This is a genomic window from Sandarakinorhabdus sp. (assembly GCF_040398665.1).
GTDB lineage: Bacteria > Pseudomonadota > Alphaproteobacteria > Sphingomonadales > Sphingomonadaceae > Sandarakinorhabdus.
The window spans coordinates 134974-148663 of the sequence record NZ_JBBATQ010000009.1 but is presented as its reverse complement, the minus strand read 5'-3'; the positions used below and the strand labels follow the sequence as shown (position 1 = coordinate 148663).

The window sequence follows — 13690 nt, the reverse complement described above, 5'->3', positions numbered from 1 at the left end:
GCCGGGCCGCTCCGGGCCGTGCCGGGGCATGGAATTTATGAGTTCACGGCCTAGATCGCGAGCGGCCGTCACCCCGGCTTTCGCCGGGGTGACAAATCTGCGGCAACCCGCCCGCTATCCCGGCAACCCTTGCTGATACAGCATCCCCGGCCGGCCGCCGCCCTTCGGCGTCGCGGTGAGCAACTGCCGCCGCGGCGCCCGCCCGGGTGCGATGCTGACATGTACCCAGCCCGACGCCGGATCGCCGGGCACATGCGCCTCCAGGATCAACTGATCAAAGGCCAGATGGGCAGCGATCCACTGCGCCACCTGCGCGTTGGCCAGGCCGGGGATCTCGATGTCGGCCGCCTCACCCAGCACATGCTGGCTGCCGCGCGCGCCGCCGATGGCCCGATTGAGCGCCGGCGAACGAAACCCGCTGTTCACCACCACGGCCCGGCCAAATTCGCGCCGCACCGGTTCCAGCAGGGTCTCGCACAACAGCGTCAGCGCATCGATCGCCACCGGCCCCGGCATGTTATCAAGCCCCCGCCGCGCCGCGGTCTGGCTCCTGGTGAATTCGCGCAGGTGAAAATGCTTCGAAAGCTGCATGCATTGCCCTTCCAATCAAATGGGGGCAGGCATTTATCACAACGTGTGGGCTGTAGGAAAATCAGCAGCTTGCCCGGCATGTCTGGCCGGCAACTTGGGTGGAGCGGGTAGCGGGAATCGAACCCGCGCGTCGAGCTTGGGAAGCTAGCAGGCTACCATTACATCATACCCGCGCTCTGGAGGTGGCATTGCCATGGCGGTGTGCGGCGGTCAACCGGCCAAGTGCCTGTATGCATCGCGCAACACAGCGCTTGACGATTACATGCGTAAACGGTAGTACGATGACAGATGTAATCGATTCGATCTTCAAGTCCGGGAGCCTGCCGCAATGACCGAACGGATCAGTGAAGCCGAATGGCAGGTGATGGAGGTGCTGTGGCGCCAAGGCCCGCTCACCGCGCAGGCGGCGGCGGTGGAACTGGCCGGCATGGGCTGGACGCTGGCCACGGTGAAGACCTTGCTGTCGCGGCTGGCGGCCAAGGGGGCCGTGTCCACCACCGAAGATGGCCGGCGGTTCCTCTATGCCCCGGTGGTGGCGCGCGGGGATATTGCGGCGGGGGAATCGCGGCGGCTGGTTGATCGGCTGTTTGGCGGCCGGGCGACGCCGCTGGTGGCGCATCTGGCCGAGCGCGGCGAGCTTTCGAGCGCCGACATTGCCGAACTGGAAGCCCTGATCCGGGAGTTGAAGCAATGAGCGCCTGGTTGATGGAAGCCCTGATCGGCAGCAGCCTGCTGATGCTGCTGGTGCTGATCCTGCGCCGCCCGGTCGCGCTGTTGTGGGGGCCGCGGTTTGCCTATGCGCTGTGGGCGCTGCCGCTGCTGCGCATGATCCTGCCGCCGTTGCCGGGTTGGCAATCATTCTACGCGCCGGTGGCCCGCGCCAAACCGGACGGTGATTTTGCCGTTGCGTTGGTGCCGGCGGCCGATGCGGCGCTCTATACCCAACCGCTGCTGCCACCGGCCGAGCCTGGGCTGGTCATCGATTGGCCGGCGCTGCTGCTGATCCTGTGGGCGGTGGGCGCTGCGGTGTGGCTGGCGGCGCAATGGACGCGGCACGCACGCTTTGTTGGCCAGGCGGTGCGCGAGGGCACGCCGCTGACAACTGCGGGCGGGGTGGATGTGATCATGTCCACCCATGTGCCCGGGCCGATGGCGGCGGGTGTCTGGCGGCGGCGTATCCTGCTGCCGGCGGATTTCCTGTCCCGCTACAGCGCGGCCGAGCGCCGCATGACGCTGCTGCACGAAGGCGCCCACCATGATCGCGGCGATCTGCTGGCCAATCTGGCCGGGTTGGTCGTGCTGGCGGCGCATTGGTGGAATCCGCTGGCGCACATGGCCTGGCGGGCCTTCCGCGCCGATCAGGAACTGGCCTGCGATGCCACGGTGCTGGCTGGCAGCGATGGCAGCGCGCGCGCCGCCTATGCCGGGGCGGTGCTGAAATCCGCCTGTATCGCAACGCCCGTGGCGGCGTGCGCCATGAACCACAAATCCCAATTGAAGGAGCGTATTGCAATGATGAAGGATCGCAACATCGGTTTGCTGCGGCGCGTGGCTGGCGGCCTCCTGCTGGCTGGGTTGGCTGGCGCGGCGCTGGCCGCGACGGCTTCGGGTGAACAGCCCGCACCGCCCGCCCCGCCCACCCCGCCGGTCGCACCTGCTGCCCCTCCTGCTGCGCCTGCGGCACCCGCTGCGCCTGCGGCACCCGAAGCGCCGCGCGTGATGATCTTCACCCACAAGCTGGACGGCAAGGACACCGGGGGTGACAAGGCCAGCAAGGGCGAAAAGACCGTGGTGCGCACAATCATCATGAAGGATGGCAAGCTGGTGCGCGAGGCCGGCGGCGAGGCCGACCCGGACGTGATGATGTTCGGCGCTGACGGCAAGCCGGGCGATGAGGATGTGAAGGTGACCACCGCCGCCGATGGCCGCAGGATGGTGATGGTGCGCCGCATCGACAAGGCCCGGCTGGCTGGCGAGTCGGCCGATGCCGCGCAGGCCCATATTGCCGCAATTCGCGCCGACATGCGCGCCCGTTGCGATCAGGAAGGCATCAAGCTTCCGACCGATGCCGACATCGGGCAACTCGCCACCTGCGGCATGGAAATGCAGAAAAAGGTGCGTGAAGCCATGGTTTCGGCTCGCGCCGCGATTGAAGCCACACCGGGGCTTTCAGCCGAGCAGCGCGCCCAGGCCCTGAAGGGCATTGATGCCGCCATGGCCAACAACCGCCAGGAGATCTTCCTGTTCAAGAAATGATCTGAACGCCGGCCGACACCGGCTTCAGCTCGGCAGGCTGGCCTGCACAAGCAGCCCCGCTGCCGCCTCCAGCCCGGCCCGGTCGTCTTCGTCGAAGCGGCCGGGCCTTGGGCTGTCGAGATCGAGCACGCCGATGATTGCCCCATCATGGATCAGCGGCACGACGATTTCGGAGCGGCTGTCGGCATCGCAGGCGATATGGCCGGGGAAGGCGTGGACATCGGGCACGACCTGTGTCTCCCGTGTCGCTGCCGCCGTGCCGCACACGCCACGGCCCAGCGGAATGCGGATGCAGGCCGGCTTGCCCTGGAATGGTCCCAGCACCAGTTCCTGCCCACGCATCAGATAGAATCCGGCCCAGTTGAGATCGGGCAACTGGTGGAAGATCAGCGCCGCCATGTTGGCCATGTTGGCGACGAAATCGCGTTCATCGCCGATCAGCGCGGCCAATTGCTGATTGAACGCATGATATTGCTCCGGCTTCGGGCCGGTGAGGGCGGCGGCGGCGAACGACATGCCGATCAGCGCGGCGCGATGACCATCAGCATCTGGCGGCCTTCCAGGCGGGGCAGTTGCTCCACCTTGGCCAGTTCCGCCGTGTCGTCGCGCACGCGTTCCAGCAGCTTCAGGCCAAGCTCGCCGTGGCTCAATTCGCGGCCGCGGAAACGCAAGGTGAGCTTCACCTTGTCGCCTTCTTCGAGGAAGCGATTGATGGCCTTCATCTTGGTCTGATAGTCATGCTCGTCGATGTTGGGACGCATCTTGATCTCCTTGATCTCCTGCGTCTTCTGGTTCTTGCGCGCGATGGCGGCCTTTTTCTGCGCCTCGTACTTGAATTTGCCGACATCGAGGATCTTGCACACCGGCGGGTCGGCGCCAGGCGAGACCTCCACCAGGTTCAACCCGGCTTCTTGCGCCATGGCCATGGCCTCGCGCGTGTAGAGAACGCCGAGATTCTCACCGTCCTGATCAATGACCCTGACCTTGGGCGCCCGGATGAATTCATCATAAAGCGGCCCGGAAATCGGCGCGGGCGTGTTCATGAAACGGCGTGGTGGCGGTGGTATGACAGTCTCTCCTGAGTCTTTGGCCTGTGCCGGCCCGCAGCCCCAATAGCGCGGCAGCGGGGGCAGCGGCAAGAGGCGCTGACCCGGTTCGGCCGTGAACGCATCGATTCCACGCTCCAGGCCGCAAAAGCCCGTCACGAAGGGTGGAATTCACGCGTCCTCGGCCTTGATGCGTCAGCCTATTTTCCGGCGGCGAGTTGCTGTTCGAGCGCCGTGATGCCCGCCGCCGCAATCAGCCCGTCTTCCTGGGAGGTGCCGCCCGATACGCCAACCGCCCCCACAATCTTGCCGCCCAGCCTGATGGGGATACCGCCTTCGGAGGCGACCACCACGCCGGGAAAGCTCAGATAGCGCAACTGGCCTTCCTTTTGCAGCCGTTGTTCGAACAGCGCCGTCGGATTGCCCAGCCGGGCCGATGTCTGCGCCTTGCCGCTGGCGATCTCCGGCCCGGCCATCGAGGCATCGTCCATGCGCCGCAATGCGATCGGCACGCCGCCGGGATCGACCACCACGATCGTCACCTTCAGCCCGCGCTTCTCGGCTTCGGCTTGCGCGGCATCGGAAATGATCCTGGCGCCCGCGAGGGTGAGAACCGGCTTGTCCTTCACCAGTTGTGCGGCTGCGGGGATAGCCAGCGCCAGCGCCGCCAGCGCAAGCATTGGGGCCAGCGCGCGCATCAGGCGGGCATCCGATACAGGGCGCACAATTTGTTGCCGGCCGGATCGCGCAAGTAGGCCAGATACAAAGCCCCCATGGCGCCCGGGCGCACGCCAGGCGGATCTTCGCAGGCGGTGCCGCCATTGGCCAGACCGGCGGCATGCCAGGCATCGGCCTGTTCCGGGCTGGCCATGGCAAAGCCGATGGTGCTGCCATTGCCGTTGCACGCCGGATTGCCGTCGATCGGCTTGGAAATGGCAAAGATGCCGGTGGGCGTCATCCAGAACACCCGGCCCTTGTCGTCGGCAAAGCCCGGTGCGACGCCGGTGGCGCCCAGCGTGGCATCGTAAAAGGCCTTTGATGCGGCGGTGTCGTTGGCACCGACCATGATATGGCTGAACATCGCGAATCTTCCCCGTTGGTGTGTGTTCCCTCGCATCCAAGCATGGCTGGGAGCGAGTGTCGAGATGGCGGCTTTGCGTCCGGTTTGGAGCTTGTTGACCTTGCGATTTGTTAGCAGATGGTTAATATTGTGAGTGGGTCGAAAATGGGGTTGCAAAGTGATCGGACAAAGGATCGCACCGTCGGAAAGGGACGTGTGCTGTGGCGGGCGATTATGCCTGGCTGAAATCCCGATCGAAGAGGCTGAGAAGATCAGCCTGCTGTTTCAAATCATGGGCTGGACGGTCGTGAGCGACGATCAGGCAGTGGCGAACGGGGCAGGATCGGCCCGCCTGTCGATGCGGGCGGCTGGCAACATCATCTCGGTTGCCTGTGATGAACGGCCGGTGATGGCGCAGATGGCAGCGGCCGGCCTTGATCGTCTGGTGATGCCGGTCTCGCTGGCGGCGCTTGAACAATTGATGGTTTTTGCCGGCTAACCATTTTGGCTGCACAAGCATGGTTGCACCCGGCCGTTGCCATGGCCGGGCGGCGCAGGGCCGTCGTCGCCGGAGGCACTGTGACCGCGATGCAGGCTGAATTTGCCAAGGCCGATCGGGCCCCGGACCCTGCTGTGGTCAATGCTGCCCCCGACACGGCAGGACCACGCATGGCGGGACATGCCGGCGTGGCGGCGCGGCCGCCGTTGCGGCTGGCGCTGTTCGGTTTGCCGCCGGCCCTGGTCGAACCGGTGGCGATGCTTGCCGAAATCCTGGGTTGGGTCGTGTTCGAGGCCCCGCCGGGCCCGGCCATGCTGCCGCCAGCTGATCTGTGCCTGGCCATGCTGCCGGCCGATGCGGGCGCGCCGCTGCCGCCGATCGCCGTCTGGTCACCAGACAAACACCTGAATGAACATATTTCCAGCCATGGACTGTCCATATTGGAGCAGCCTCCCTGCATCCAGCACCTCGAGCAACTGTTACAAATTTCTGCCGATTGGCCGTGAGCGCGGGGGCGCATTGATTATGATGGATGCCGGGCAGGATGCAGGCTTTTCCCAGGGGTTTGGTTCAAGTGATTTCGGGCAGGCCGGGCCGATACCGGTCGTGCGGATTGCGCCGGCACGGCCGCCGGATGATACCAGGATCAACAATCTGCACGGGCCTGGCGGGCCCGACCCTGACGGCGTCGTCCCGGATGGAATGGTTCCACATGGCATTGTTGTCGAAGCCATCGGCGCCGGCCGGTCCGGGCTCGATCTGCTGGCCTTGCAGGCGCTGGCCGGCCAGATGCGATCGGGGCAGTTCGGGGTCGATCCGGGTGGATCGGAACAAGCCATGACGATCGCACGCCAGGTCGCAGACATGGCACAGGGGCTGGCGGCGCTCGCCGATCGGCTGGTCGGGCAAGGGTCGGCCGTGCCGGCCGAAACCATCGAAGTGGCCGAAGGCGATTGTGTCGCCTTCCTGGAAAGCCAGTTCCGCATCCGCCGCCTGCGGGCGCGGCACCTGCCGGCGCTGTCGCTGGGCGAACCGGCGTGGGACATCTTGCTCGATCTGGCGGTGGCGCAATATTGGCGGCGGGAAACCTCGGTCACCAGCCTGTGCATTGCCGCCGATGTGCCGAGCACCACGGCGCTGCGCTGGATCAACAGCATGACGCGCGAAGGCCTGATCGTGCGCCGCCCCTGCCAGCGCGACGGGCGCCGCAGCTTCCTCGCCATCGCGCCGGAAACCTATCAGGCGATGCTGGCGATGGCGGCGGACAGTTTGCGCACCGAACAGCGGGTGCGGGCGCGGTATCAACGCGCCGCCTAGGCCGTGACCTGTCCCGCATAATTCACGGCTGGCAACTTGCCTGGGGGGCTGGTGCAGCGCCGCCCTCCGGCTATGCTGGTCCGCGTGACTGATCTGCCGTCCCGCCTGCTGCCGCTGTTCAACATCCCGCTGCACGTCGCCTTTGCCGATGCGCTGGCGGAGGGGCTGTTGGCGCGCACGGCGGCTGACCCGTTGTTGCTGGCGCGGTCGCTGGTGCTGCTGCCCAATCGGCGCGCGGTGACCGCCGTGACCGAAGCGTTCGTGCGGCAGTTGGGGACGCGTCAGGTGGAAGGTGGCGGCCTGTTGTTGCCGCGGCTGGTGCCGGTGGGCGATCTGGACGATGCCGGCTTTGACCGGCTGGCGGCCGGTGATGCACCGATCCAGCCGGCGGTGCCGCCGCTGCTGCGCCGTTTCGAACTGGCACGGCTGGCGGCCAAGCTGCCGGGTGACCGGGGGGCGGTGGAACGGCTGCGGCTGGGCGATGCGCTCGGCGAGGTGCTCGATGCGCTCTTGGCCGAAGAGATTGATCCCGAAGCGTTGCGCAGTGCTGCCGATGGTCAGGATCTTGCCGATCATTGGCAGAAGACGCTGGCGTTTCTGGAACTGGTGATTGCGGTGTGGCCGCAGGCGCGCGCTGGCCACGGCGGCATCGAAGGCGCGACGCGGCTGAGCCAGTTGATCGATGCGCTGATCGCGCGATGGGGGATGGCCGCGCCGTCAGGGCTGGTCGTCGCCGCCGGCATTGCCAACCCGACCCCGGCGATCCTGCGCTTGCTCGGTGCGGTTTTGCGTCTGCGCCAGGGGCTGGTGGTGTTGCCCGGCCTTGATGACGGTGAAGGCGCGGCGGGGCAGGCGCGCTGGGACGGCATCCGCCTTGCCGACGCCGATTTGGGCCAGCGCGGCGATCCCGGCCACCCGCAATGGGCGTTGAAGACCCTGCTCGCCGGGCTGGGCCTGACGCGGGCCGATGTGCAGCGCTGGGCGCACGACGGCGGCGCGCTGGATGGTCCGCCGGGCCGCGCGGCGGCGCTGGTGGCGGCGTTGGCGCCGGCGGTGGCTGCCCAGGCGCAGCCTGTGCCGGAAGCCCAAGTTTTTGATCATGTGGCGCTCGCCGAATGCGCGACCGCTGCCGAAGAGGCGCAAGTGGTGGCGCTGGCGCTGCGCGAAGCGGTGGAACAGCCGGGCCAGCGCGCCGCACTGATCACCCCCGATCCCGATCTGGCGCGGCGCGTTGCGGCGCATTGCCAGCGCTGGGGCATTGCCATCGACAGTTCGGCCGGCACCCCGCTCGGCCTGATGCCGCCAGGCGCGCTGGCGCAGGATCTGGTCGCGGCGATGGCCGAGGCGTTCGCGCCGACCCGGCTGCTGGCCGTGCTGAAACACAGCCTGATCCGGCGCGGCGATCGCGATTTTGCCGCGGCGGTGCTGACGGCCGATCTGGCCTTGCGCGGCGTGCGGCCGCCGCCGGGGCTGGAAGCCGCCGGCGAAGCGATCCTGAATTTCGTCGACGAGACGCGCGGCGACCATGACGCCATGGCGGCGTGGTGGGAGGATGTCGCTGCTGCCTTGGCACCGCTGGAGGCGCTGCGCGAGGCTGGTCAGGCCGATCTGGCCGGCCTGATGGCGGGGCTGCGCCTGGCCATCACCGCGCTGGCCGGCGATGATGGCTGGTCCGGCCCCGATGGCCGGCAACTGGCGGCGCTGATCGCGGCGGTCGAAGATCATGGCGCGCTGTTCGGCGCGTTCAGGCCCGATGAAGCCCCGGCGCTGCTCAGCGCCTTGATGCGGGGCAGCACTGTGCGCGTGCCCGGCCAGGGCCATCCGCGACTGAGCATATTGGGCCCGGTGGAGGCGCAGCTTACCCGTGCCGATGTGGTGATCCTCGCCGGCCTGAACGAAGGCAGTTGGCCCGGCCAGCCGGCACCCGATCCCTGGTTGGCGCCGGTGATCCGCGCCCGGCTCGGCCTGCCCGGCACGGCGCGGGCGCAGGGCCTGGCCGCGCAGGATTTCCTGCGCGCCGCCGCCGCGCCGCGCGTGCTGATCACCCGCGCGCGCCGCGATGCCAGTGGGCCGCGCCTGCCATCGCGGCTGTGGCTGCGGCTGCAGGCGCATGGCGGCCCGCACCTGCACCGCCGCGATGATCTGGTGGCGCTGGCCCGCGCGCTCGATGGCGCCGCCGCGCCGCGCCCGCAGCCGCCGCCCCGCCCCAATCCGCCGCTCAAGCTGCGGCCGCGCAAGCTGTCGATCACCGAAATCGACACGCTGATCGCCGATCCCTTCGCCTTTCATGCCAAACATATATTGAAACTCAGGCCGCTCGATCCGCTCGATCAGGACCCGACGGCGGCGATGCGCGGCACGTTGGTGCATGACGTGCTCGAACGCTGGATCGACGATAATAACTTCAGCCTCACGCGGCTCGATCAGATCATCACCGCGGAACTGGAAAGCGAGGCGAAGCATTTCCCGCTGCTCGCTGCCGCCTGGGTGCCGCGCATGCGCGCTGCCTTGCACTGGGCGGGGGTAAAGATTCTGGATCGCGAACAGGCGGGCTGGAAGCAGCTGGTCGCCGAAGCCAGGGGCGAGATCATGCTGCCCGGTGGCATCACGTTGACCGGTCGGGTGGACCGTGTGGACCGCACTGAAAGCGACGAGCTGCTGGTGATTGATTACAAGACCGGAAAGCCGCCGGCCAAGGCGCGGGTGCGCAGCCTGCAGGCCAACCAACTGGCGCTGGGCCTTGCCATGGCCGCAGCCGGCACGCTGGTGAAGAATGGCGAGTTGCTGCCGGGTGGTACGCCTATCGCCATCGAATATTGGCAGTTGCAGGGCTCGCGCGCTGCCGCCGGCACCGTGCACACGCCATTGAACGGCAAGGACCCGATCGATGCCGCCGCGCATGTGGCGGCGGCCGTGGCGCGCGCTGGCGAACTGGCGGCGCATTATCTGCTCAGCGAGAACCCGTTCGAGCCCAAGCTGCGGCCCGAATGGGCCTGGGGTGATTATGATCATCTGGCGCGGGTGCCGGAATGGATCAGCCGGCCGAGATCAGCAGCATGAGCGCGGCGGTGAAACCCCTGAGCCCGCTGCTGCCCGAACAGGCGCAGGCCGCCAATCCCGATGTGCACGCTTGGGTGGCGGCATCGGCCGGCACCGGCAAGACGCAGGTGCTCACCGCGCGCGTGCTGCGCCTGTTGCTGGCGGGGTCGCGGCCCGAGGCGATTCTGTGCCTCACCTTCACCAAGCTGGCGGCGGCGGAAATGCAGAACCGGGTGATGGCGCGGCTGGCGCACTGGGCCGGGTGCAGCGATGCGGCGCTGGCCAGCGATATCGCGGCCATTGGCGGCGCTACCGATGCCGACACGCTCAGCTCTGCGCGCAGCCTGTTTGCCGCCGTGCTGGAGACGCCGGCGGGCCTGGCCATCCAGACCATCCACAGTTTTGCGCAAGGCCTGATCGCCGCCTTTCCGGTGGAGGCTGCGATCAGCCCCGGCTTCCAGACGCTGGACGATCGCGCCGGCATTCTGCTGCGCGGCCGCGTGCTGAACGAAGCGCTGATCGGTGCAATGGCGAATAATCCGGTGCTGCGCGCCGATCTGGACGAGGTGGCGCTGGATGGTGGCGAAGGCCGGCTGCACGAATTGATGAACGCCGCCGCCACGTACGAGGAGGCTTTGGTGCCGCTGCGCATCGAAGGCGTCGATCCGTTGCTGCGGCGCTTCCTGGGCTTGCCGGCGGATGGCGGCAGCGCCGAAGCGGCGCTGGTCGCCGCGCTGGCGACGTTGCCGCTTGCGCGGCTGGCACTGCTCGTCAAGGTGCTCGGTCAGCAGAGTGGCAAACGTGCGGTCGAACTGTCTGTCGACTTGGATGCTTGCATGCGGACAGCCGACCACACGGAGCGTCTCAAGGGACTGTGGGCGTGTTTTTACTCCACGAAGAATGAACCGAAAAAGGGCAGTTATCTGATCCCGAACGGGCTTGATGCGCTCGATCCGAATTGGCGTGTCCTCTGCGCCGATGTGCAGGATCAATTGCTGACCATCCGCGCCGAACAGGAACGTTGGCAGATATTGGCCATCAGCGGGCGGCACCTGCGGCTCGCCATCACGTTGGCGCAGGATTGGCAGGCGGCCAAGGCGCGCGCCGGGGTGATCGATTATGCCGACATGATCGCCGCGGCCGTGCGCCTGCTCGCCGCGCCGGGGGCGGCACAATGGGTGCGCTTCAAGCTCGACAGTCGCATCGATCATGTGCTGGTCGACGAGGCGCAGGACACGAATCTGGCGCAGTGGGAAGTGATCGCCGCGCTGGTGGAGGAATTTTTCGCCGGGCTGGGCCAGCGTGATCAGTTCCGCAGCCTGTTCGTGGTTGGCGATTTCAAACAGTCGATCTTCAGCTTCCAGGGCGCCGATCCGCTGGTCTATGCCGACCGCCGCGAGATATTCTTCCAGCAGTGCGAGGCCGAACCGGAGCGCTGGATGGAAGTGCCACTGTCGCGCAATTTCCGCTCCGCCGATGTGATCCTGGATGTGGTGGACCGGGTGATCGGCCACGTCGGCACCGTGCCGTTTGGCGGGGATGCGGTGCCGCCCCACACGGCGTTCAAGGCCAAGGCCGGCGTGGTGACGCTATGGCCGCCCCTGCTGCCCGATACCGGCGACGAGGAGGATGAGGACGCCGAACCCGGTACCGCCGGCCAGGCTGGACTTGCCAGCGAGATTGATCTGGCGCGGCGCATTGCGGCCACCATCGCCGATTGGTTGACCGGGCCGAACCCGCTGGTGCTGCCCGGCAGCGGACGGCGCGCGGCGCCGCAGGATGTTATGGTGCTGGTGCGGCGGCGCGGGCGCCTGATGAGCGCGCTGGTCGGCGCGCTGCATGAACGCGGCGTGGCGGTGGCCGGGGTGGACCGGCTCAATCTGTCGGAACCGCTGGCGGTCGCCGATCTGGTGGCGCTGGTGCAGTTCGTCTGCCAGCCCGGCGATGATCTGACGCTGGCGGCGCTGCTGGTGTCGCCGCTGGTCGGGCTGACCCACACGCAGCTCACCGATCTGGCGGCGGGGCGCACGGCCAGCCTGTGGGCGGCGGTGCAGGCCAGCGAAGCGCCCGCTGTGATGGCGGCACGTGATTGGCTGGGCCAATTGTTGCGGCTGGGCGCAAACGTGTCGCCTTATCAGTTCCTGGAATCGGTGCTGTCAGGCCCGTTGCAGGGCCGGGCGCGGCTGTTGGCGCGGCTGGGCGAGGAGGCGCGCGACGCCATCGACACGGTGCTCGATCAGGCGCTGGCCTGCGAAACCGCCGGGGCAGCCAGCCTTCAGGCATTTCTGGCCTGGATGGCCGCCGACGATTTGGAGGTGAAGCGCGACCCCGAAGCCGCGCTGGATGCGGTGCGATTGATGACCGTGCACGGCGCCAAGGGCTTGCAGGCGCCCATCGTCATCCTCGCCGATGCCTGTGCGCCGCCGCAGAAACGCAGCGGCATGGTGGCGCTGCCGCTCGATGGCCAGGGCGCCAATCTGCCGCTGTGGCTGCCGCCCGGCCTGGTGGTGCCGCCGGAACGGATTGCCGAGGCAAAGGACCGACGCAAGCGGGATGGCGACGCCGAAGATCGCCGGCTGCTGTATGTCGCCCTGACCCGCGCCGAGGAGATTTTGTGCATCGGCGGCGCGACCAAGCCGACCAGGGAATGGGACGTGCATCCCGACAGTTGGTATGCGGCGGTGACCGGCGCGTTGGCGGATGCCGGGCTGGTGGCCGAGGATCATGAAGCCTGGCCGCAGCCGGTGCGCCATTTGCGCGGCGGCACGCCCGCAGCGCTGGCGGCGACCGATGTTGCGCCAGCCGCCGGCGTGTTGCCGCTGGGCCATTGGTGGCGGGAGCAAGCGCCGCCAGAGGCACGGCCGCCGCGACCGCTCAGCCCATCGTCACTTGGCCCCGATCCGGTCGCCGATCCGCCGCCCTCCCCCGATCGGCGCGCGGCGGCGCGGCGCGGTACGGCGCTGCACAGATTGTTCGAAACCTTGCCAGAATTGGGGCCCGATCTGTCGGCAGCGCAGCGGGCCGATGTGGCGCGGCGCTGGTGCAGGCTGAATGTGCCCGATCTCGATGTCGATGATCTGGTCGAAACCGTGCTGCGCGTGCTGGATGATCCGGGCTTTGCCGCGGTGTTTGCGAGCGGCGCACTGACCGAGGCGCCGGTGGCGGCGGTGGTTGGCGGGCAGGTGATCGCCGGCAGCATCGATCGCCTGCTGGTGAGCGAAACGCACGTGCTGGCGGTGGAGTACAAGACCGGCAGCCGCGTGCCGGCCAATGCCGGTGCCGTGCCACCGGCGCATGCCGCGCAATTGGGCGCCTATGCCGCCGCGTTGCGGACGGTGTTTCCCGGCCATGACGTGCGCGCGGCGCTGCTGTACACCGCCGGGCCGCGCCTGATCGAGCTGCCCCGCGATGTGCTGGCGACATGGCAGCCACGGTGAACACCGCATTGAATGGCGACGCGGCAGCGCCTATCTTGATGCGCTGAGCCGTCTCCCGCGAGGGCGCGTATCTCGCCGGGACCAAGGAGCAAGACGATGACCAAAGCCGTGACCGATGCCGATTTCAACGCCCAGGTGCTGGAGGCCGGCAAGCCGGTGCTGGTGGATTTCTGGGCCGAATGGTGCGGCCCCTGCCGCATGATCGCCCCGGCGCTGGAAGAACTGGATGCCGAACTGGACGGTGTCGATATCGTCAAGGTCAACATCGACGACAACCCCGATGCGCCGGGCCGCTATGGCGTGATGTCGATCCCCACCATGATCCTGTTCAAGGATGGCAAGCCGGTGGCGACGCAAGTTGGCGCCAAGCCGAAGAGCGATCTGAAGGCGTGGCTGGTCGGCGCGTTGGGCTAATTTCCCCCTCTCCCCTTGCGGGAGAGGGCGG

Annotated in this window: 13 protein-coding genes and 1 tRNA gene; 8 read left to right on the top strand and 6 right to left on the bottom strand. The window is 67.6% G+C overall.

Going from position 1 to position 13690, the window contains the following annotated elements; translation table 11 throughout:
• Nucleotides 1–114 precede the first annotated feature (114 nt).
• Complete coding sequence (locus ABWP22_RS12335) at nt 115–591, bottom strand: D-Ala-D-Ala carboxypeptidase family metallohydrolase (protein WP_353200277.1); 477 nt, start codon at nt 589–591, stop codon at nt 115–117.
• A gap of 99 nt (nt 592–690) precedes the next feature.
• Nucleotides 691–764 (bottom strand) — tRNA-Gly (locus ABWP22_RS12330).
• 155 nt (nt 765–919) lie between these two features.
• On the opposite strand from ABWP22_RS12330, the gene ABWP22_RS12325 reads away from it, so the two are divergent.
• On the top strand, nt 920–1285 hold the full coding sequence (locus ABWP22_RS12325) for a BlaI/MecI/CopY family transcriptional regulator (protein ID WP_353200276.1): 366 nt from the start codon (nt 920–922) through the stop codon (nt 1283–1285).
• Entirely contained in the window at nt 1282–2847 is a 1566-nt protein-coding gene (locus tag ABWP22_RS12320; protein ID WP_353200275.1) for a M56 family metallopeptidase, read from the top strand. Before ABWP22_RS12325 ends, ABWP22_RS12320 begins: the two co-directional genes overlap by 4 nt.
• Nucleotides 2848–2871: 24 nt before the next feature.
• On the opposite strand, the gene msrC is transcribed toward ABWP22_RS12320, so the two are convergent.
• From msrC to ABWP22_RS12300, 4 genes are all read right to left on the bottom strand, one after another.
• A complete protein-coding gene (gene msrC, locus ABWP22_RS12315) occupies nt 2872–3363 on the bottom strand; it encodes a free L-methionine (R)-S-oxide reductase MsrC (RefSeq protein ID WP_353200274.1) in 492 nt (163 codons plus the stop codon).
• Nucleotides 3364–3368: 5 nt separating this feature from the next.
• A complete protein-coding gene (gene infC / locus ABWP22_RS12310; protein WP_353200273.1) occupies nt 3369–3890 on the bottom strand; it encodes a translation initiation factor IF-3 in 522 nt (173 codons plus the stop codon).
• Nucleotides 3891–4093: 203 nt separating this feature from the next.
• On the bottom strand, nt 4094–4618 hold the full coding sequence (locus ABWP22_RS12305; RefSeq protein ID WP_353200272.1) for a GlcG/HbpS family heme-binding protein: 525 nt from the start codon (nt 4616–4618) through the stop codon (nt 4094–4096).
• Nucleotides 4591–4974: a VOC family protein gene (locus ABWP22_RS12300; RefSeq protein ID WP_353200271.1), complete on the bottom strand. Its 384-nt coding sequence runs from the start codon at nt 4972–4974 to the stop codon at nt 4591–4593. Before ABWP22_RS12300 ends, ABWP22_RS12305 begins: the two co-directional genes overlap by 28 nt.
• A gap of 157 nt (nt 4975–5131) precedes the next feature.
• On the opposite strand from ABWP22_RS12300, the gene ABWP22_RS12295 reads away from it, so the two are divergent.
• The 6 genes from ABWP22_RS12295 to trxA all read left to right on the top strand — a co-directional run bounded on the left by ABWP22_RS12295 (nt 5132) and on the right by trxA (nt 13659).
• Entirely contained in the window at nt 5132–5452 is a 321-nt protein-coding gene (locus ABWP22_RS12295) for a hypothetical protein (protein ID WP_353200270.1), read from the top strand.
• Between the two features lie 41 nt (nt 5453–5493).
• Nucleotides 5494–5958 (top strand): hypothetical protein, encoded by a 465-nt coding sequence (locus ABWP22_RS12290; protein ID WP_353200269.1) that lies wholly within the window; start codon nt 5494–5496, stop codon nt 5956–5958.
• Between the two features lie 196 nt (nt 5959–6154).
• Nucleotides 6155–6769: a winged helix DNA-binding protein gene (locus ABWP22_RS12285; protein ID WP_353200268.1), complete on the top strand. Its 615-nt coding sequence runs from the start codon at nt 6155–6157 to the stop codon at nt 6767–6769.
• A 72-nt stretch (nt 6770–6841) separates the two neighbouring features.
• Nucleotides 6842–9829 carry a double-strand break repair protein AddB gene (addB, locus tag ABWP22_RS12280; RefSeq protein WP_353200267.1) on the top strand — a complete coding sequence of 996 codons (2988 nt, stop codon included), beginning with the start codon at nt 6842–6844 and terminating at the stop codon, nt 9827–9829.
• Nucleotides 9799–13245 (top strand): double-strand break repair helicase AddA, encoded by a 3447-nt coding sequence (gene addA / locus ABWP22_RS12275; RefSeq protein ID WP_353200266.1) that lies wholly within the window; start codon nt 9799–9801, stop codon nt 13243–13245. Before addB ends, addA begins: the two co-directional genes overlap by 31 nt.
• A 96-nt stretch (nt 13246–13341) precedes the next feature.
• Entirely contained in the window at nt 13342–13659 is a 318-nt protein-coding gene (gene trxA, locus ABWP22_RS12270) for a thioredoxin (RefSeq protein WP_353200265.1), read from the top strand.
• Nucleotides 13660–13690: the final 31 nt, after the last annotated feature.

What these genes read in the sequence shown, in the direction of transcription:
- infC (WP_353200273.1), bottom strand. Translation starts at nt 3,890, where the DNA reads ATGAACACGCCCGCGCCGATTTCCGGGCCGCTTTATGATGAATTCATC.
- ABWP22_RS12320 (WP_353200275.1), top strand. Translation starts at nt 1,282, where the DNA reads ATGAGCGCCTGGTTGATGGAAGCCCTGATCGGCAGCAGCCTGCTGATG.
- ABWP22_RS12335 (WP_353200277.1), bottom strand. Translation starts at nt 591, where the DNA reads ATGCAGCTTTCGAAGCATTTTCACCTGCGCGAATTCACCAGGAGCCAG.
- trxA (WP_353200265.1), top strand. Translation starts at nt 13,342, where the DNA reads ATGACCAAAGCCGTGACCGATGCCGATTTCAACGCCCAGGTGCTGGAG.
- addB (WP_353200267.1), top strand. Translation starts at nt 6,842, where the DNA reads ATGCTGGTCCGCGTGACTGATCTGCCGTCCCGCCTGCTGCCGCTGTTC.
- ABWP22_RS12325 (WP_353200276.1), top strand. Translation starts at nt 920, where the DNA reads ATGACCGAACGGATCAGTGAAGCCGAATGGCAGGTGATGGAGGTGCTG.
- ABWP22_RS12285 (WP_353200268.1), top strand. Translation starts at nt 6,155, where the DNA reads ATGGTTCCACATGGCATTGTTGTCGAAGCCATCGGCGCCGGCCGGTCC.
- ABWP22_RS12300 (WP_353200271.1), bottom strand. Translation starts at nt 4,974, where the DNA reads ATGTTCAGCCATATCATGGTCGGTGCCAACGACACCGCCGCATCAAAG.
- ABWP22_RS12290 (WP_353200269.1), top strand. Translation starts at nt 5,494, where the DNA reads ATGGCCGGGCGGCGCAGGGCCGTCGTCGCCGGAGGCACTGTGACCGCG.
- msrC (WP_353200274.1), bottom strand. Translation starts at nt 3,363, where the DNA reads ATGTCGTTCGCCGCCGCCGCCCTCACCGGCCCGAAGCCGGAGCAATAT.
- addA (WP_353200266.1), top strand. Translation starts at nt 9,799, where the DNA reads ATGGATCAGCCGGCCGAGATCAGCAGCATGAGCGCGGCGGTGAAACCC.